Raw genomic sequence first — 19,381 nt, forward strand, 5'->3', positions numbered from 1 at the left:
GAACAAGCGACCATGAAGACCACGACCAACTGCCTTGCCGCCGCCTTCGCCGCGGCCGCGCTCGCGCCCGCTGCCCTGGCGCAACTGCCCCCCACCCAGACCGACGCCGGTGGACGCAACGTCCCCAACATCGGTGTGCACGACATGAAGAAGACCGCCGCCGAGAACGGCGGTCGGATCCCCTCCGGCGGCATCACGCTGCTGCCCGGCACGGTGCTGCCCAACAACCCCAAGCCCCTGGGCTGGGTATTGACGGCGGCCAACCTGTACCTGCCCGACACGGCCGAGCCCGGGGTCGGTGATCAGGCGGCGCTCAACGCCACCTACGCCCTCACCAGCGACGACCAGTACCCCCTCGACCTCGACTTCTCGAACTCGGACCCGAGCGGTTCGATCGACAACTCGGCCGTGGACGTGAACGGCGACCCGATCCACTTCAACCTGCACTGGCCGCAGGGCGAGCCCGACAAGTTCTGGCTCACGGATGTGGGCCTCGAGCCCAATTCGCCGGTCGACGATCTCGAGGAGATCGTGAACGACATCTACAAGACCGGCAACCAGTCGCGCGTGCAGGAGGCCCTCGACATCCTGCTCGGCACCAACGTCTCGGGTGCGCTGACCAACCGCGCCTACCTGGGCTTCGAGCTCTTGCACTACAAGGGCCGCAAGGACAACCAGACCTTCGACCCGGTGACGCGCAACCTCGAGATCACCCAGCTGTGGTACGGCAACGAGATCCGCTCGAGCCACAACATGGTCAAGGTCCCGGCCCACGGTGACTACACGATCACCTGGAAGATCCGCGGCCTCGGCGATCCGGGCCCGAACCACGAGTTCGCCTTCCCGATCGACGAGTTCACGGCGATCCCGATGAAGAAGACGGCGAACTCGCTCTTCTGGTTCAGGAACGCCTGGGTCTGGAAGTGGTTCGATGTGGTCGACCCGCTGCCCGGTGACGTGCGCAAGTACTCGCTCGAGCAGTTCTTCCAGATCCACACCGGGACGCCGTTCGACGAGTTCGGCCAACCGGTCCCGAGCTACGCCGACGTGAACCCGGGCGACGCGCGCTACTGGCTGTACGTCAACCGCAAGATGGACATGGGTTCCTACGTCGGGGGCCAGGGTGACATCACCAGCCTGACGCGCTTCCAGCAGTACGACCTCGACCAGGACGGGCGCATCGGCGGCTACCTCGCCAACGGCACGGACACGGGCCTCGCCTACGACGGCGCGACCAACTCCCAGGCCCAGTTCAACAGCTACGGGAACCAGGAGTACGCGGTCCCGCTGCTCGACTGGAGCCAGGGCCCGACGACGATCCCCTTCTTCGGCTACGACTCCAGCTTCACCACCGTGCGCAAGGGCCAGGGCTTCGACCTGACCGTGCGCTACGGCCAGGGCCTGTCCCAGGCGGGCATCTACGTCTGGGGTTGGCGCGAGCATCCGCCGCGCATCAACTGGCTCGAGTCCTACGCCGAGGGTGAGATCCTCGCCTCGGGTGCGCCCAAGGACTGGCGCTTCGGGCACAAGTGGGACGAGGTCCAGGCCCTGGGCGTCGACGCGATCGGTGACCTGGTGCCCGAGAAGGCGCTGCACAACGCTCTGATCGAGTACGGCGCCAGCGCCGGAACCTCGGCCGACCGCCGCACCTTCCTGCGCAAGACCAAGAACCTCATGCCGCAGATCGCGGATCGGCGCGGCCTCCCGGCGACCCCGGGTGTGCTCGCGTTCCCGAACCCCGAGGCGGACCTGAACCTCTTCTACGGCAACCTCGACATCTGGGGCGACATCGAGCGCATCTCGGCCGCCGGCAAGAAGACCTGGACCGAGGGCGACAAGATCAAGGTCACGATCTACAACGACGACGCGGTCACGCGCTACTTCCGCGTGGTCGACTTCGGCACCACCGACTACCAGTACAACGGCCTCGACATGGGTCTGCTCGACTGGAAGCCGGTCTTCGGGTTCCCGCAGATCGCGGCCATGGCCTGGAGCGGCCTGTTCGGCGCCCAGGGCTACGCCGTGGACCACTGGTCCACGACGGCGCTCAACGGCACCGGCAACCCCTTCTACGTCGACCCGATGTTCGCGGACCTGCCGAACTTCTGGCAGCCCGGTGTGCGCGACCTGAAGCACGACTACGACGACCTGACCGGCTTCAGTGGCCCGGGCTTCCACGTGGTCCAGGACGGGGTCTTCTCGGTCTGGGGCAACAACCAGTTGGCCAGCAAGCCGACCGGCGACGCCAACATCTGGAACTACTCGTACGGCAAGCCGATCCCGCCCAAGTCGGTGCGGACCTTCGACGTCGAGATGCCCCGCGCCGCGGCCCTGAACAACGGCGCGATGTACATCTTCGACCCGCAGTTCCACTTCACCTCGATCTTCACCAACCACCCGGTGGCCGAGCTGGTCCCCGAGGGTCTGGGCGAGTGATCCATCGCGGGGTGGATCCCGGGATCCACTCCTGAGCGACCACGCGGGCGGGCGGGCCGAAGGGCTCGCCCGCCCGCGGTCGTTCGGCCGGAGTTTGCGAACAGTGCTGTAACCACGGGGGGTGCCGATCGTCCTGGTGGGGGCGCCACCGACTATGCTGCTGACCACCCCCGCCGATGGACCCGACCGATCACTTCACCGTCCCGCTCCTCGACCGCGCCGCCAAGGAGCGCCGCGAGTTGGCAGAGCTCGCGCCCTTCGCCCTGAAGTCGGCCCAGAGCGGTGGCCGTAGGGTGCCGGAGGGGCCGGACCTCTTGCGCACGGACTTCGAGCGCGACCGCGACCGGATCGTGCACACGACCGCCTTCCGGCGGCTGATGTACAAGACCCAGGTCTTCGTCAATCGAGAGGGGGACCACAACCGCACGCGCCTGTCCCACAGCCTCGAGGTGGCCCAGGTCGCGCGCTCCGTGGGCGGGGCCCTGCGGCTGAACGACCCCCTGTGCGAGGCCCTGGCCCTGGCCCACGACATTGGCCACCCGCCGTTCGGGCACCGCGGCGAGTGGGCCCTCGACCGCCAGATGAAGGACCACGGCGGCTTCCGTCACAACGCCCAGGTGCTGCGCGTGATCGACATTCTCGAGCGCAGAAGCCCGGACTACGCGGGGCTGAACCTGACCCGCGAGACGCGCGAGTCCCTGCTCAAGCACGAGAAGGCGGAGGACTGGCCCGAAGAGTTCGGACCCAAGCCGCGCCACCCCTACCTCGAGGCCCAGGTCGTCGACCTGGCCGATTCCACCGCCTACAACGTGCACGACGTCGAGGACGGCCTGCGCGCGCAGATGTTCAGCGAGGCCGACCTGGAGGCCGGCTCTCGCCTGTGGCGCGAATCGCGCGAGCGAGTCGAGGCACGGCATCCCGGTTTCTTGAGCAACACGGCGGACCGCCAGTTGCGCGTCAAGCGCATCTCGAACGAGCTGATCAAGCGCTGCATCGAGGACCTGATCGAGGCCTCCGCCCACGCCATCGCCGCAGCCGGTCTGCAGCAGCCGGACGACGCCCGCCGTCGCCACGAGATGACCATCGGGCACTCCGCCGAGCTGGCGCCGGAGGTGGCCGAGCTACAGCAGTTCCTGTACCGCTCGTTCTATCGCCACCCCCACCTGCAGCGCCTGACCGAGTACGCCTCGGACGTGATCGACGTGCTCTTCCAGGCCTACCTCCGCGCGCCCCAGGACCTGCCCCCTTGGTACCGCTCCTGGATCGACCAGGTGGGTCTGGAACGAATGGTCTGCGACTACGTCGCCGGCATGACCGACCGCTTCGCCGAGTCCGAGTACGAGCGCATCACGGGGCGACGGCCGTTCGGCCCCTCAGGCACCTGACGCCGTCAAGGCGCGCGGTCGACCCGCGCCGTGTTGCTCACGGAGGTGACCGAGCCACCCTGGGACGGGTCGAGGGTCGCGAAGGCGAAATCGAGACTCATCCCCGCGAGGCCGGGAGCGCCCGCGGCGACGCCGATGGCGGCCATCGCGCGGCCCAACTCGTCGAGCTGGCCCAGAGTGTTCATGAAGGGCAGCGTGTTCGGAGAGCTGAGCAGGCAATCGAACACGAAGTCCTGCACCAGCGGAATCGTCAGCCCGCCGATCGCGGCTCCGGGTGACGTGCCACGGCCCAGGGCCGGGTTGACGTCGCCAGCCGCGCCGAGCCCGCGTGGAGCGTGAAGTCCACCGTGCAGCCGATCGAGACGCCGACTACCGCAAGCTTGATCGCGAGGACCTCGACGGCGACCCTCGCGACCGATCCCAGGGGGTACTGGCAGACGACGTTCAGGACCGACGAGCCCTCCGCGGCCAAGCGGACGCACGGGCCGAGCCGTTGCCCATGCCGTCCACGATGGTGAAGAGGGACCCAACCAGGTGGCCGGGCGTCAGGGTCGGATCGCAGCTGTCCGCCATGGACTCGAGGCGCAGGCCGTGGATCGGCTCGAATCGCCAGCGCGGCTCCACAGCGGGCCCAGGGTCGAGCCCGTCAGGTAGCTCGAGATGGAGACCGGGCGTGGAGTGCTGGACTTCGTTCATCGAAATCGCGATTCCCGTCGGCCTCGATCGATCGCTTCCCGCCGACGCCGTGTGGCGCGACGCGGTGCTCGCGCCGCGTGTTCCGTCCCGGCCTCACCCCGGCCCCGAGCCTCACTCGCGCGCGACGACCAGCTCGCAACTGCCGGGACCGACGCCCTCGCGTCGCATGCGCTCCACGAGTCCGCTGGGCTCGTCGGGGTCGGGCTGGAGCAGCACCAAGTCCACGAGCTCCTCGGCGGCGACGTCGAACTGGAAGCGGCCGTCCGCCCGCAGCCACCATTCAGCGAGGACCCGCTCGCCGCGGACGAGTCGCACCAGGTTGCCCTCGACCGGGGTCCCGTCGTCCAAGCGCACCGACCCGACCAGGGGCTGGGCCTCGCGTAGAGCGAGTTCGACTTCGCGCGAGCCGACCACGACGTCCAGGGGTCGCGAGGGCGCCCAGCGGCTTCGAAGTTCGCCTGGCAGCAACTCCACAGAGGTGGTCAGCTCAACCATCTCGGCGTCGAGACCGGTCAGCTCGAAGCGTCCGCGATGGTCGCTCACGGTCCTGGCCCAAAGTCGGCGGGGCGCCGCGGGCGGGGCCACGGTCTCGGCGACGGGTGCCGCCCAGCTGGCCTCGACCAGCACCTGACCCAAGGCTCGACCCGCCGCATCGCGGGTCGCGCCGGCGATCGAATCACCGCGCCGCAGCTCGAACTCGAGGTGCTCGACGACCCGCGCCCGCGGGACGATCACCGAGCGCTCGAAGCCGCGGTTCGAGCCCGGCTCGCGGATCGACACACGGTAGGTCCCCGCGGCGAGGTCGCCGAAGTGGAAGCGGCCCTCGCCGTCGGTGTGGCCGCGTCGCTCGTAGGTGAGGTAGCTGCCCTGAGACTCGTCCAGGTCGCGCCGCAGCAGCCCGCGCCCTTGGTCGTAGCCGGCCAAGACAGCCTCGACTCCCGCTCGAGGCCGTCCCTCGCCATCGACGACGCGGCCGCGCAGGATCGATCCGCGCGTCAGGTCGATCACCGACAGGTCGACCGATTCCAGCTCGAACTCGTCCTCGGGAAAGTCGACCACGCGCGTGCCGAACTCCTCGTGCCGCACCAGCAGTTGGTGGGCGAGGTCGGGGTCGAGCCGCTGGAACTCGAACACGCCGCGCAGATCGGTGGTCGCGTCGACCCAATCGGTTCGCACTCCGTCGATGTCCGACGCCGCCGCCACGGCCACGACCAGCACGCCCTCCAGTGGCAGGCCTTCGTCGTCGACGACTCGCCCGAAGGCCCTGCGAGCGGGACGCAACTGGAAGTCGAGCTGTACGTCGCTATTCGGTGCCGCTGGCGGAATCACCCGCTGGGCACTGCCGTGCTCCGGCGCGCGCACGTGCAGCACCGACTGGGGCCGAGCGGCCACGCCCCTCAGCCGGTACTCACCGCTCCGGTCGCTGGTGGTAGGCACGCGGAAACGCCAGTCATCGGCGATCTCGGCGCCGGCGATCGCCTCTCCGCTGATGGCATCGGTGATGCGCCCGAACACGTCGACCCCCGGAGCCAGGGCCTGGTCGACCCGCCGCGTCTCGTTCACCGCCAAGTCCACCAGCCGCTGGGAGACTCCGACGACGGCCGGGTGGGCGATCGACGCCACGGCCCAGCCCCCGGGGAGCTGGGACGCCGAGAAGCGCCCCTGGTCGTCGGTCTCGCCGCTCGCCAGGAGCCTGCCGTCCCGCACCCACAGATCGATCGTCGCACCGACGAGGGGCGCCCCGTCCTCGGCCCGAGTGAGCACGAACTCGACCGCGGCGCCCGGGCCCAGCCGTGTGCGCAGGGTCGAACCACCATAGGCCTCCTCGACGATCGCTGGCGCGAAGCCTGGCGCTCGGACGCAGACCTCGTAGATGCGCGCGGCGCGCACCGCCGCGCTCCATTGGCCGGCCTCATCGGTGCTCGCGGCCGTGATCTCGATCCGGCGGTCGAACAGTGCGGCGTCGAGCACCGCGAAACCTGCCAGGGGTGCGATGGCCAGGGTGATCTGCGCGCCGGCGACCGGATCGCCGGCGCCGTCGACCACGATGCCCTCGAGCAGCTCGAAGGGATCCTGGGCCTGTTCGGACTCGACTTCCTCCTCCACCGGCTCCGGCGCTTCCACGACCCCCGTCGACCCGATCGGCAGGTTGGGCTCGACGTACCGCTCCCCGGGCAGAACGGCCCAAAGCAGGCCGCCGGCGAGCAGCAACAGGATGAGGATCGGCAGGGAGCGCAAGGTTGACCTGGGGGCGCTTCCGGCGCGGGCGGGCTGGAGGCGGGGATTCGCCCACCGCAGACATCGGGACCGCGTCGGTGTTGTCAGCTTTACCCGACCGCGTCGCCGCGGTCACGCCTCCAGACACAGACGGCACTCTGTCGGCCCCGGCCCGAACGGCGAGCGGGCGCTCAGAGCGAGGTCCGAGGACCCGTTCCGAGCGCCCGCAGCGCACCTGGCGCGTCAGGGGACGAGGTCGAGGTGCGTGGCGTTGCTGACCGTCGACACGAAGGGCAGCGGGCTGAGGCCGATCGTCAGGTAGGCGAAGTCGAGGCCGACACCCGCCAGGGAGGTGGCTCCGGCCGGCACGGTGACCGTCGCGGCCGCGCGGCCCAGGTCGTCGAGCGTCCCGAACGTGTTCGAGAAGGGCGCGACGTTGGCCGACGTGAGGGTGTAGTTCAGGAAGGCGTCGAAGTTGAGCGGCAGCACGAGGCCGTCGAGGGGCAGTCCGGGCGCCGTGCCCGAGGCGCTACCGAGCACGAAGTAGAGCTGGCCGGCGCGCTTGCTGCCCGCACTGAGCTGCAAGGTGTGCGTCCCGCCGGCGGCGACCGAAACCTCGGTCGGCGCGGCCGCGAGGCGCCGGGCGCGGACCTTCGAGATGCTGCCTTGGCCGTTCGTGTAGTTCATACGCAGGGTCACCGAGCCGTCGTCCTGCATGCTGAGCGGACGACCGCCACCATTGCCGAACTGGACGCCGCCGCCGCTAGTGGGGCTCTCTACCACACCGCCGCCGAGGTCGAGCAGGCTGCCGTCGGCCAGGTAGACGATCCGCAGACCGTCCGTCGGATCCCAGTGCCACTGGCCGCTGGTCACCGGCCCCAGCAGCGGATCGGCGGTCACCGACGGCGCGAAGGCGATCTGGCCGAAGTTGTTCATGTAGTGAGAAATGCCGTTCAGGCTGCGCCAGGTGAGGCCGCCGGTGCCGGGAGCGACGTCGCCTTCGCGGGCGATCAGCTCGATCGCACCGGGCTGGCCGGTGAACATGCCGGTGTCGTTGAAGTCGTCGATGCCAGGACCCGAGAAGATGCCTTGGAAGGCGACCGTACCGTTCTGGCCCAGGGCCAGAGTGCTGTTGTTGAAGCCGGTGAAGACCGCGCCGGGCACACCGGGGACCGGATCGCCCACGCGCATGATCCCGACGTCACCGAGCAGGGAGACCTTGACCAACGCCGAATCGCCGGGCCCTCCGTTGAGGCCGGCGTTGAGCAGCGCCTCGCCTTGCGCGTTGAAGGCGTTACCGCTGGTGCTGATGTTCCAGTTGAAGCCGAGGGGCTCGGTGTACTCGACGCTCGAATAGGGCGACGGATCGCCCTCCCGGATCAACTCGACGTTGCCGCCGCCGGGGATGTAGAGCAGCAGGGCGCGGTCGTTCGAGTCGGCCACGGGCACCGGGCCGGAACCGATCACGTAGCTCACGTCGAAGAGCATCAGGTCGGACACGTTGATCTGGGAGATGAAGGCCGGGCTGACCCGGTCGATCAGCTGACCCGCACCCACCGGATCGCCCTCGCGCGCCACGATCGAGACGTTGCCGGGGGTGCCGATGAACCAGGCGTTCTCGTTGACGCCCGTGACGACGTCGCCACCTTGCAAGCTGGCCTTGAAGAAGGCGATGCCGTTGTCGTTCAGGCCCGACGTCTGGTGGCTGAGGCTCGAGAAGCTCTGCTTGTAGGTCGCGCCGACGGTGCCGGGGGCCGGATCGCCCTCGCGGGCCAGGACCTGGAAGTTACCGGGGGTACCGAGGAACAGGGCGCTGTCGTTGGTCGTGTCGATCGTCACGCCACCGTCGTTCAGCGGGCTGGCGAAGAGGATCGTCCCGTTGCCGCTGATGCGCTGCGAGCTGCTCAATCCGGCGGAGGTGCTGTTCAAGGTCGCGCCGGGGATCGTGCCCGACGGCTCCGGATCACCGGAGCGCAGGATCAGCGTCAGGGACTGGGGGCTGTCGCCGTAGAACAGCGCGCGATCGGTGGTCGAGGTCGCCGACCCACCGGCGAAGCGCCCGCGGAACAGGACCTTGCCGCTGTCGTCGACGACGGCCGAGTCAAGGCTCGAGAAGGTCTCGCCGGCCGCGAGGCCGGGCACGGTCGCGGTCTCGACCGCCAGGTGAACGGCCTGGTCCTGGAGCAGGGTCTGGGACAAGGCGGCTGCCGGAGCACAGGCCACGAGAGCCGCGGCGAGCAGAGGTCGGGTGTAGCTGGACATGGCGAGGTTGGACTGTGGCCGCGAGCCGGCGGCCGTCGGTGGTTGGGTGGGGACTCACTAGGGCGATCCCTCGCTCCCGATTCTGCCCGGAATCTGGCTTCGCGGGGATTCCCCCAGGGAAAACCCTGCGGACACATGAGTTCCGCCCGAATCAACCTGAAGCTGCCCCTCCCCAGGCCGTCCGAGCGCTGGGGAGGGGTGGAAGGCGCCCACCGAAAGACACCCCGGCCGGAGGCTCCCGATGGGCGAGGCGCCTGGGAGAGCCGGGCGCCGGTTCGGTGCGGACGGGGCTGGCGGGCATCGAGCCCACCCGGCGCCGTCCGTTGACGGATCAGGGGCGCGGGCTGCGGAAGCCGAGGATCAGCCGCTTCCACCAGCTCTCAGGGGCTGATTGGGACCCGCTGGAGGCTGTCTGGGTGGAAGACTCCTCGATCGACCCGGCCCGGCCCTCGAGGGCCGTGAAGATCGGCTCCACCAAGTGGTCGTGGGGTCGCGCAGTGTAGTCGGAGCGGTCGTCGGGCACGGCGTTGCAAGGGTACCGCACCCAGCACCGCGCGGGGGCCACGTGCGTCGACGGGACGACGACGCCCTGGGCCCGCCAGGGGCACTTCCTCCCCGCCGCCCGGCTGCCCATACTCCCGCTGCGCCCATGGCTCGTACGCCCTATCGATTCCGCGACCCCCGACTGCTCGAGCTCGCCCTGACCCACGCGTCGTCCACGGGGGGCGAGGACAACGAGCGCCTGGAATTCCTCGGAGACGCAGTCCTGGACCTCCTGGTGGCGGAACACCTGTTCCAGGTGGACCCCCGGGCCAGCGAAGGCGAGCTGACCGAGCGCAAGGCCATGGTCGTGTCGCGTCAGAGCCTGGCCCTTGCAGCCAAGAGCCTCGACCTGGACCGCGAGGCGCGGGTCGGCCGCGGCCTGCGCGACAGCACCCTGCCGCGCTCGGTCTTGGCCAACCTTTACGAAGCCATCCTGGGGGCGATCTACCTCGACGGCGGGCTCGAAGCCTCGCGCGAGTTCGTCGACGAGAGCCTCGGTGAGGCCCTGGGGGTGGCCGCGCGCCAACCCGGCGGCGCCGAACCCAAGCAACGCCTGCAGCACCTGGCCCAGACGCGCACCGGATCGCCGCCGACCTACGTCGTGGTGGCGGAGCGGGGTCAGGCCCACGCCCGCGCGTTCCTGGTCGCGGCCCAGATCGATGGCGACCGCTTCCCCAGCGCCTGGGGGCGCACCCGGAAGGAAGCCGAGCGCTGGGCCGCCCTCGAGGCGCTGCTGGTGCTCGACGACGGGAGCGGCGTGTGAGCCCGGGGTCCACCGTCGCCGATCGGGCGGCGATCGGCGCGGCGCTGGCGGCGACGGCGACGTTCGCGCGCCTGGTGGACGCCCTGCAACGCGATCAGGGGGTCTCGGCGGGCAACCTGTGGGGCTCGTCCCAGGCGTTGGTCCTGTCGCAGCTCCTCGGTCGCCACCAGGGGCCGTGGCTGGCGGTGACCTCCTCGGAGGCCGAGGCCGAAGCCTTCACGGCCGACCTCGTCACCTTTGGCTGCGAGCCGCTGCACCTGCCCGCCCGCGACAGCGAGCGGATGGGCGACGTGGACGCCAGCGCCGTGCGCGCGCGACTGCAGCTGGCCCAGGCCCTGGCCGGACCGCCGGAGCGCCGACCGCGGCTGATCGTCGCCTCCCAGCTCTCGATCCTGCAGCCCCTGCCCGACGCGACCCAGCTCGAAAGCCAGTTCCTGCACCTGCACGTGGGGCAAGAACTCGACGTGGAGGCGCAACTCGAGCGTTTGGTGGCCGCCGGCTACACCCGCGAGCCCCTGGCCGAGGCGCCGGGCGAGGTCAGCCTGCGCGGCGACGTGCTCGACGTCTTCGCCTTCGCGGCCGACGTGCCCCTGCGGATCGAGCTGTTCGACGACCAGGTCGAGTCCCTGCGGACCTTCGACCCCGAGACCCAACGCTCGATCGAGAACCAGAAGCGCGCGGCGATCTGCCTGGCCGCCGACGTCGGTGGCATCGAGGACGGCCACGGCGCGGCGCCGGCGGCGCTGCTGGCCCCCACCGCCGTCTTCGTCGAGGTCGAACCCCTGCGGATCGAGGACTGCCGCGGCGGCCTGCGCGGACGCTCGACGTCACACTCCCACGCGCTGGCGCAGTTCCTCAAGGTCCTGGCGCGGCACCCGTTGCTGCAGTTGCAGAGCCTGCCCACCGGGCGCCTCGACTTCGACGCGAAGACGGTTCAACGCCTGGCGGTGGGCCTGCCGGCCTCCCCCGGCGCCCTGCAGTCGGTGGCCCGCGCCGGCCGCGAGCTGCACGTGTTCTGCAAGAGCGAGGTCGAGCTCGAGCGCTTCGAGGCGCTGCTCGCGGAGCACGGTCACATCGACGGCCTGCAACTGCGCCTGGGCGAGATCGCCAAGGGCTTCGAGCTGCCCGACGCCGGCATCGTCTGCGTCAACCACCACGAGCTGGCCGGGGTCGGCTCCGCGCGACGGGTCAAGGCCGAGCACCGCCCCCACCGGGTGCGCGCCCTACGCTCGTTCTTCGAGCTGAAGATCGGCGACCTGGTGGTGCACGCGGTGCACGGCCTGGCCCGCTACCTGGGCCTCGAGCGCATGGCGCGCTCGGGCGGCGAAGAGGACCACCTGCACCTCGAGTTCGCCGAGGAGGTCTCGGTCTTCGTGCCGGCCTGCCGCATCGACCTGGTGCAGCGCTACATCGGCACGGGTGGCTCCGCGCCGAAGCTCGACAAGCTCGGCAGCGGCGCCTTCCGCAAGCGCAAGGACAAGGTCGAGAAGGCCCTGCAGGACCTGGCCGCCGACCTGCTCGAGCTGCAGGCCGTGCGCGAGACGCGCAAGCGCGAGCCCTGGGACTCCGACGACAAGCTCGTGGAGGACATGCTGCGCGCCTTCCCCTACACGGACACGATCGACCAGGCCTCGGCCGACAAGGAGATCACCGCCGACCTGACCGGCACGCGACCGATGGATCGCCTGCTCTGCGGCGACGTGGGCTTCGGCAAGACCGAGGTGGCCGTGCGCGCGGCCTTCCGCGTGGTGGCGGCGGGCGGACAGGTGGCGGTGCTGGTGCCCACGACCGTGCTCGCGGGGCAGCACGAGCGCTCCTTCCGCCGGCGTCTGGCGGGCTTTCCCGTGCGCGTCGAGGCCCTCAGCCGCATCAACAGCGGCAAGACCGGCAAGACCATCGTCGCCGACGTGGAGTCCGGCCGCGTCGACATCCTGATCGGCACGCACAGGATCCTGTCCAAGGACGTGCGCTTCCAGCGCCTGGGGCTGGTGATCATCGACGAGGAGCAGCGCTTCGGCGTCAAGCACAAGGAGCACTTCAAGTCCCTGCGCGCGACTGTCGACGTGCTGGCCCTGTCGGCCACGCCGATCCCGCGCACGCTCCACATGTCCCTCTCGGGCGTGCGCGACATCAGCGCCCTGTCGGTGCCGCCCGAGGGGCGTCACGACGTGGAGACGAAGATCTGCAATCGCGATGACCTGGGCCTGATCCGCGACGCGATCCTGCGCGAGAAGGAGCGCGGCGGGCAGGTCTTCTTCCTCCACAACCGCGTGACGACGATCAACGGCTTCGCGGACGAGATGCGCCAGCTCGTGCCCGAGTGCACCTTCGCCATCGGCCACGGCCAGATGAGCGCGCGCGAGCTGGCGCGGGTCATGGGTCGCTTCGAGCTGGCCGAGGTCGACGTCTTGGTGGCCACCACGATCATCGAGAACGGCATCGACATCCCCGCCGCGGGCACGATGTTGATCGACGACGCCGACCGCTTCGGCCTGGGCGAGCTGCACCAGTTGCGCGGCCGCGTGGGTCGCGGCGGGCAGAAACCCTACTGCTACCTCTTGGTGGATCGCACGCGCCCCATGCGCGCCATCGCCAAGGAGCGGCTCAAGGCCCTCGAAGAGCTGAGCCACCTGGGAGCGGGCTTCCAGATCTCGATGAAGGACCTCGAGATCCGCGGCGCCGGCAACCTCCTGGGCCCCGAGCAGTCCGGGCACATCGCGGCCATCGGCTACGACATGTACTGCCGTTTGCTGAAGCAGACCGTCGACATGCTCAAGAGCGGCAGCCTGTCCACCGAGAGCATCGTCGCGGCGGACGTGGGCCTGGCCCCGGGCGAGAGCGTCGAGCTCGAGCTGGGCGTGCGCGCGTACATCCCCGAGGACTGGGTGCCTGCCTCGGACGACCGGCTCGAGCTGCTGCGGCGCCTGGACTCGATCCACGAGCCCGCCGAGGCCGTTGCGGTGCAGGAAGAGCTGCGCGACCGCTTCGGCCGCGTGCCCCCGGAGACCCGCATGCTGCTGCGCGTCTTCCGCCTGCGCGCCGCGTTGTTGCCGATCCAAGTCACACGCCTGGCCTGGCGCGAGGACTGCTACCTGCTCGAGTTCGCCGACCGCGTGCTGCTCGAGAGTGCCTTCGCGCGCGACGGGATCGAGATCCGCCCCCTGCGCCAGGGCGTGGCGCTCTTGGTGCTACCCCGTGATGTGAAGGGGCCGGAGGCCGGTTTGGCGTGGCTCGAGAAGCTGCTGCTGTGAATCGCCGGCCTCAGCCCCCCGAGGATTCCTGGCGGACTCCGAGCTCTTCGATCAGGCCCGCCACGAGCTGCTCGGCCCAGCGCGCCGACTCCTCGTCCGAACGCTGGCGGTAGAAGACCGCTATGCGCCGCTGCTCCCACAGGAGGCGCTCGGCGTCGGTCGTCGCCTCGCGGGAGAACTGCACCAGCCCCTGCTCGAGCAGCCGGCGCGAGGACTCGCGGCCACCGGCCACGTGCTCGATCTGCGATTGCATTAGCAGGGCCTGGTAGGGCAGCTCGAGGGGCCCCTCGGTCCCACGCGCGGAGCTGACCTCTGTGAGCAGTGCCCCCAGCTCGGACTCGCGCCCCAGGCTCGCGAGCGCGGCCAGGTGGGTGTCCTGGGCGCGGGCGGGCCAGCGGCCCAGGCGCGCGCCGGCCAGGTCGAAGCGCTCGCGGATGCGCGCGATCTCGTCGAGGTGCGACTCGATGCGCCCCATCCGCAGTTGGTTCCTGATGCACCTCAAGCGATGGATGTCGGTCACCAGCGCTTCGGGGCCGCGCACCACCTCCGACAGGGCCACGGCGTCGGCGAGCAGCACCTCGGCCTCGTCGAGACGACCCATCTGGCTGAGCAGCTCCCCCACGTCCCCGAGACCCGCGACCGACTCCGGGTGCTCCCGGCCGTGAACGCCGAGGGCCGTGTCCAGGGACTCCCGGGCCAGCTCGAGCGCCGGCTCCAGCTGACCCTGGAACTGCAGCAGATCACCGAGGAGCCCGCACAGGTAGCCCACCCGGGTGCAGTTGTCGCCGCAGCGCGCACGGGCCCGCGCGAGGCCCTCCTCGTAGGCGGCGCGCGCCTCGTCGTAGCGACCCGACTGGGCCAGGGCCGCGCCGAGCCCGGTCAACGCCTGCACGAGGTCGAGCTCCAGATCGGCTGCGCGGGCGATCTGGAGCGCCTCACGGTGCAGGTCGATCGCCAGCTGCTTGTCCTGCGAGTAGACGTACACCTGCCCCAGGACGTTGAGCGCCTTGCACTGATCCGTCGTGGTCAGGATCTCGCGCTCCTGCAGGAGCGGCTCCAACAGCTCCCGCGCCTCGTCCAGTCGCCCCTGCTTGCCGAGGGTGATTGCCAGGCCTACCCCCAGGGAAGCCAGGGCCGCGCGAGTCTCGGCCGTATCGTCCCGCCCCCCCTGGGACTCGAGCAGCTCGATCGCCCGGCGCAGGTCCTGCTCGGCCAGGTCGAAGCGACCGATGGTGCGATTGGCCGTGGACAGCACGCCGCGCAGCTCGGCCTCCACCAGCGGGCGATCGCCGAAGCGCTGACCCGCGGCAGCCGCGGCGGCATCGATCAGCTCGGCGATGGTCAGGCCGCCTCCCGCATCACTGGCCAAGTGGCCCTCGAACAGCTCGACGAACAGGAACTGCATCACCTCCAGCCTGGCGGCAGCCGACTCCATGGCCCGGGTCTCCGCCTGCTCGGCGACAGCTCGGGCCCGGGCCTCGCGGGTGCGTTCGCGTTCGAGCTCCAGGTTCTGCAGCGCGACCAGCGTGCCGGAGACGACGACCGAGACGAGAGCCACCAGCGCCCAAGCACAGGCCGCCCGGTGCAGGCTCGCGAACTTGCGGAGGTCGTAGAGGGCGCTCGGCGGGTGCGCCGAGACGGGCCGACCGTCGAGGACCCGGCGGATGTCGTCGGTCAGCGCAGCCACGCCCGCGTAGCGCTCCGCCGGCCGCGGGGCCAGGGCCTGGGCGACGATCGCGTCGAGCTCGCGGGTCAGAAGGCGCGGCAGGCCCAGGTCGCGGGACGCCAGTCGCCGGAAGTGCCCGCTGGCCTGACTCGCCAGGGCCGGGCCCACGCCCGCTCGGAAGTCGAAGGGCAGCTCACCGCCGACCAGCTCATGGAGCAGCACGCCCAGCGAATAGACGTCGCTGCGCGCGTCCAGCCCGGCGCGCACGCCGCGCAGTTGCTCCGGCGAGGCGTAGTCGACGGTGCCCAGGAACTGCCCGCCGCCGGTCTGACTGACCGCGCCCGTCGACTCGCCGCGGTCGACCAGGGCCAGGCCGAAGTCCAGCACGACCGGCTGGTCGTCCTGGTCCACGAGGATGTTCGAGGGCTTCAGGTCCAGGTGCAGCACACCCCCCCGGTGGGCGTGCTCCACGGCCTCGCAAACGCGCAGGAAGCAGCGCAGCACACGGCGCAGGTCCGCGGGCCATTCGCGAGCCTGCCGCCAGCGATCGAGCCGCACCCCGTCGACCCAGGCCATCGCCAGCAGGGGCACCCCGTCCACGTGGTCGTAGCCCAGCACCGTGACGATGCCCGGGTGGCGCAACCGTGCTGCCGCCTCGATCTCGCGCTCGAAGCGACGCAGGGCCCCCGAGCCCGCGAAGCGCCCGTCGACCAGGCGCTTGATCGCGAGCTGGCGACCGGTACTCGACTGCAGCGCGCGGTAGACCACGCCCTGGCCGCCGCGGGCCACCTCCTCGACGATCTCGTACTCGCCGAGAGGGCCCAGCTCGAGGGGCTCGAGGGCCAGGGCCAGCTGCGCCAGCCAGGCGTCGTCGCTCTCGTCGCTGCCGAGGCCGAAGCCCGCGAGATCGCTCTCCCGATCACGACCGACCATCGCCGTCCTCCTCCTCGCTCAACTGCTCCGCGATGCGTTCCCGCAGGAAGCTCCGCAGCCGCGTGCGGACCTTGTACACGGCGTCCACGGTGGTGGCTTGGCCCGTCGCAATGGCCTCTGGCGACTCCCCGGCGAGCAGCCGCTCGAAGGTAGCGATCGAGCTCTCCTCGAACGCGGCTCGAGCCTTGGCCATGGCCAGGCGCAGGTGGTGAGCGCGCCACTCCGCCTCCCACAGGTCGTCGACGTCCTCCGCACCGGCCGCCAGCTCGTCGATCGGCACCGCATCGGAGCCGGACCGGCGCCCGTACAAGCGAGCGACCTCGTTGCGCACGCAGCGCCTCAGGTAATCGCGGAAGCGCCCCTGGCCCGAGTCGTAGCGAAAGCTACGCAACCGCTCCGCCAGGCGCATCATCACCGCCTGGCGGACGTCCTCCGCGTCGCTGACCTGCAGACCGCGCCGGCGCGCGTAGCGCACGATCAACTCCCGGTACGTGACATCGAACTCACTCCAGGCGAGGTCGTCTGCGCAGTCGCGTACCCGCGACAAGAGGCTCGCGCGGGTACGCTGCTCCATGGGCCGCCAGTGTAGTCCGACCACGTGTGGCGCGGGCTCGACGGCCATCGCCGACTCAGCGTTGGTTGGTCAGGACGCTGATGGAATCGGCGCCGAAGTCCGCGCTCACCAGGTCCGGGCGCCCGTCGCCGTCGACGTCCGCGAGGGCCAGGTCGCGGGGCAGCTCTCCCAGCGCGAACCGCATGGGGGCGTCGAACAGGGCGCCATCCCCCGAGCCGAGGAACACGAAGGCCGCGTCCTCGGCGTAGCTGCAAGCGGCGAGGTCCGGCAGACCGTCCCCGTCGATGTCCAGGGCGGGGGTCAAGTGCTCGAGCCCGCCGGGCATGTCGAAGGCGACGGGCGCGGAGAAGGCGCCGCCGCCCGTGCCCAGCATCACGGCCACTCCCCCGGCGGTGGACACGGCGAGATCGCCGACACCATCCAGGTCCAGGTCGGCCACTTGCGCCGACCGGGCCGCCGAGCCCGGGTCGAGCCACACCGCCGGCGCGAAGTTGCCGTTGCCCAGTCCCCGAACCAGGGCCACGCCGGCGCCGCTCGGAACGCAGACCAGCGCGTCGGGCTTGCCGTCGCCGTCGTAGTCGCCCGCGGCGATCTTGGAGCTGTTCCCGCCACCCTGCTTGTACGCGGGCGACTGCAGCGTTCCGTCGCCGACGCCGCGCAGGTAGGCGAAGGTGCCGAGCGCGCAGCTCGAGGCCACCACGTCCAGCGCCCCGTCCTGGTCGAAGTCGGCCAGGGCCAGGGAGCAGGGCGCAAGGCCGGCGGCATAGGCCACCGGCGATTGGAAGGTCCCGTCCCCCAGGCCCAGGAAGACCGACGCCTGGCTGGTGTTGGAGCTGGCCACGATCAGGTCGAGGTCCCCATCACCGTCGAGGTCGCCCGCGACCAGGTCGTCACCGCGTCCACCCGCGAAGTACTGCGACGGCGGGCCGAAGCTCCCGTCGCTCTGACGCAGGACCACGGTCAAGGTCCCCGAGAGCAGGTTGACGGCCGCCAGATCGATGTCACCGTCGCCGTCCAGGTCCGCGGGGACCACGGCCCCGGGGTCGTAGCCAACAGCCACGTTGATCGTAGGCTCGAGGCCGCCCGAGCCGTCGCCGAGGTAGAGCGAGGTCGCGAGCGCTGCATCGATCGACGCGGCCACGTCCGGCACGCCGTCCTCGTTGAAGTCGCCGATCGAGACCGAGCTCGTGTTGCCGGTGCCGACGGCCACGGGCGCCGCGAAGCTCCCGCCGCCGAGGCCGGTCAGGTAGTTGACGCCGACGAAGTCGCTGGCCGAGGCGACCACGAGGTCGTCGATCCCGTCACCACCCAGGTCGACGGCGACGATGTCGCGGAGGAAGGGCCCGCCGTACACGTCGACGGGTGCCGAGAAGGTCCCGTCGCCGTTGCCCCGACGCACCTGGATGTAGACGCTTCCCGTTACCGCCAGGTCCAGCACGCCGTCCTGGTCCACGTCGCTCAGCGCAACCGCGGCCCAGGCCTCGTAGCCGGTCGGCAAGTTGAAGGTCTCCGCCACCGTGAAGGCGCCGCCACCCTGGTTCACGATGGACGTGATCTCGGCCGATCCGCCGGTGACGAGGTCCGGCAGGCCGTCGCCGTTGAGGTCTCCCACCTGCATGGACCCGATCAGTCCGGGCACGGCCGGGCTCGACGGCGCCAGGAGCTGGCCGCCACCCAGGCCGATGTGGATCGTCAGACCTTGTCCGGATGCCAGAACCAGGTCGGTGATCCCGTCGCCGGAGAAGTCCGCGACGGCGCTGTCGTAGACAGTCCCCAGGCCACTGACGACCTGCTGGGCGGCGAAGCCACCGCCACCCGTGCCCGGCAGGATCCACGCGTGGTCGGTGAAGAAGAAGGTCAGGATCAGGTCGGGGATTGCGTCCCCGGTGAGCTCGCCGACCTCGATCGACGACACGTCGGGGGCGTCGATCGCGGCTTGGGCCACGAAGCGGCCGTCGCCCACCCCGAGCAGGGGCACGACCCGCGCGAAGTCATCGATCACGACCAGGTCGTCGATCCCGTCGGCGTTCAGGTCGCCGACCGCGGCGCGACTGCCCTCGCCGGCCTGGCGCCCCGGGAACAGGGGCAGGTCGCCCTCGCCGAAGACGAGTCGCACGGCCCGGGTGAAGGCGAAGCCGCCGGTGGCGGCGGGATCGAGGAGCACCGACTGTCCCACCACCTGCTGTCCACAGAAGCTCGCGGGGATCGCGGCGATCGGCGCGAGGGGCGCCGAGCTGCCGGCGCCGTCCAGGGTCACGGGCAGGACCGCGACGAAGGGTGTGGGGTAGGCCGTCGCGCCGAAGGCCGGCAAGGGCAAGGGCACCGCATCGAGTCCGATCACCAGGGCCCCCAGGGCACCGGCCGGTCCCTGCGACACCCGGAACGCGATCGGCTGCCCGATCAGGGGCGCGCCGCTGCTCGAGAGGCGCGGCATCCCGGCGCTGCCGGTCGTTCCCTGGCCGAGGAACTCGTGGACCGCAGGACAGGCGGGGGTGGTCTGGGCGCCCGCTGCCGACGGCGCCAGCAGCAGGGCGGACGAGGCGAGGGCAGCTTGGGCGAGTCGTTGCGTTTGAAGGGTCACGTTGGGTCCTCGTGCAGATGGCGAGCAAGGTCGTCCGGGCGCGGACCCGGCCCCGGGGGCCGGTGCACCGAGGG

Annotated in this window: 12 protein-coding genes; 4 read left to right on the forward strand and 8 right to left on the reverse strand. The window is 70.7% G+C overall.

The features are described from left to right. Positions 1 to 12 precede the first annotated feature (12 nt). Positions 13 to 2,436, forward strand: coding sequence for a hypothetical protein (locus Pla133_RS22885; RefSeq protein ID WP_145069646.1), 2,424 nt, complete (start codon positions 13 to 15; stop codon positions 2,434 to 2,436). Between the two features lie 176 nt (positions 2,437 to 2,612). Next, positions 2,613 to 3,821: a deoxyguanosinetriphosphate triphosphohydrolase gene (locus Pla133_RS22890; protein ID WP_145069648.1), complete on the forward strand. Its 1,209-nt coding sequence runs from the start codon at positions 2,613 to 2,615 to the stop codon at positions 3,819 to 3,821. Between the two features lie 5 nt (positions 3,822 to 3,826). Here the strand turns inward: Pla133_RS22890 and Pla133_RS22895 are convergent, their stop codons facing one another. The 5 genes from Pla133_RS22895 to Pla133_RS22915 all read right to left on the reverse strand — a co-directional run bounded on the left by Pla133_RS22895 (position 3,827) and on the right by Pla133_RS22915 (position 9,519). After that, positions 3,827 to 4,060, reverse strand: a complete 234-nt coding sequence (locus tag Pla133_RS22895; RefSeq protein ID WP_145069650.1) for a hypothetical protein — start codon at positions 4,058 to 4,060, stop codon at positions 3,827 to 3,829. Between the two features lie 205 nt (positions 4,061 to 4,265). Then, positions 4,266 to 4,517, reverse strand: coding sequence for a hypothetical protein (locus tag Pla133_RS22900; RefSeq protein WP_145069653.1), 252 nt, complete (start codon positions 4,515 to 4,517; stop codon positions 4,266 to 4,268). Between the two features lie 111 nt (positions 4,518 to 4,628). Next, positions 4,629 to 6,755, reverse strand: coding sequence for a carboxypeptidase-like regulatory domain-containing protein (locus Pla133_RS22905; RefSeq protein ID WP_145069655.1), 2,127 nt, complete (start codon positions 6,753 to 6,755; stop codon positions 4,629 to 4,631). 222 nt (positions 6,756 to 6,977) lie between these two features. Next, positions 6,978 to 8,996 carry a DUF7453 family protein gene (locus tag Pla133_RS22910; RefSeq protein ID WP_145069657.1) on the reverse strand — a complete coding sequence of 673 codons (2,019 nt, stop codon included), beginning with the start codon at positions 8,994 to 8,996 and terminating at the stop codon, positions 6,978 to 6,980. A gap of 331 nt (positions 8,997 to 9,327) precedes the next feature. Then, on the reverse strand, positions 9,328 to 9,519 hold the full coding sequence (locus tag Pla133_RS22915; RefSeq protein WP_145069659.1) for a hypothetical protein: 192 nt from the start codon (positions 9,517 to 9,519) through the stop codon (positions 9,328 to 9,330). Between the two features lie 126 nt (positions 9,520 to 9,645). On the opposite strand from Pla133_RS22915, the gene rnc reads away from it, so the two are divergent. Then, positions 9,646 to 10,302 carry a ribonuclease III gene (gene rnc, locus Pla133_RS22920; RefSeq protein WP_145069661.1) on the forward strand — a complete coding sequence of 219 codons (657 nt, stop codon included), beginning with the start codon at positions 9,646 to 9,648 and terminating at the stop codon, positions 10,300 to 10,302. Then, entirely contained in the window at positions 10,299 to 13,553 is a 3,255-nt protein-coding gene (gene mfd, locus Pla133_RS22925; protein ID WP_145069663.1) for a transcription-repair coupling factor, read from the forward strand. The genes rnc and mfd overlap by 4 nt, the downstream gene beginning before the upstream one ends. A gap of 10 nt (positions 13,554 to 13,563) precedes the next feature. Here mfd and Pla133_RS22930 read toward each other — a convergent pair whose 3' ends face one another. Genes Pla133_RS22930 through Pla133_RS22940 form a run of 3 tightly spaced genes read right to left on the reverse strand, consistent with a single transcriptional unit; the run spans position 13,564 to position 19,307 of the window. After that, a complete protein-coding gene (locus tag Pla133_RS22930) occupies positions 13,564 to 16,152 on the reverse strand; it encodes a serine/threonine-protein kinase (protein WP_145069665.1) in 2,589 nt (862 codons plus the stop codon). Continuing rightward, on the reverse strand, positions 16,139 to 16,726 hold the full coding sequence (locus Pla133_RS22935; protein ID WP_419191873.1) for an RNA polymerase sigma factor: 588 nt from the start codon (positions 16,724 to 16,726) through the stop codon (positions 16,139 to 16,141). The genes Pla133_RS22930 and Pla133_RS22935 overlap by 14 nt, the downstream gene beginning before the upstream one ends. A 55-nt stretch (positions 16,727 to 16,781) precedes the next feature. Further along, on the reverse strand, positions 16,782 to 19,307 hold the full coding sequence (locus Pla133_RS22940; RefSeq protein WP_145069669.1) for an FG-GAP repeat domain-containing protein: 2,526 nt from the start codon (positions 19,305 to 19,307) through the stop codon (positions 16,782 to 16,784). Between the last annotated feature and the right edge of the window lie 74 nt (positions 19,308 to 19,381).

Source organism: Engelhardtia mirabilis (genome assembly GCF_007748095.1).
Taxonomy (GTDB): Bacteria; Planctomycetota; UBA1135; order UBA1135.

What these genes read in the sequence shown, in the direction of transcription:
- Pla133_RS22890 (WP_145069648.1), top strand. Translation starts at nt 2,613, where the DNA reads ATGGACCCGACCGATCACTTCACCGTCCCGCTCCTCGACCGCGCCGCC.
- Pla133_RS22885 (WP_145069646.1), top strand. Translation starts at nt 13, where the DNA reads ATGAAGACCACGACCAACTGCCTTGCCGCCGCCTTCGCCGCGGCCGCG.
- Pla133_RS22910 (WP_145069657.1), bottom strand. Translation starts at nt 8,996, where the DNA reads ATGTCCAGCTACACCCGACCTCTGCTCGCCGCGGCTCTCGTGGCCTGT.
- Pla133_RS22935 (WP_419191873.1), bottom strand. Translation starts at nt 16,726, where the DNA reads ATGGAGCAGCGTACCCGCGCGAGCCTCTTGTCGCGGGTACGCGACTGC.
- Pla133_RS22900 (WP_145069653.1), bottom strand. Translation starts at nt 4,517, where the DNA reads ATGAACGAAGTCCAGCACTCCACGCCCGGTCTCCATCTCGAGCTACCT.
- Pla133_RS22930 (WP_145069665.1), bottom strand. Translation starts at nt 16,152, where the DNA reads ATGGTCGGTCGTGATCGGGAGAGCGATCTCGCGGGCTTCGGCCTCGGC.
- rnc (WP_145069661.1), top strand. Translation starts at nt 9,646, where the DNA reads ATGGCTCGTACGCCCTATCGATTCCGCGACCCCCGACTGCTCGAGCTC.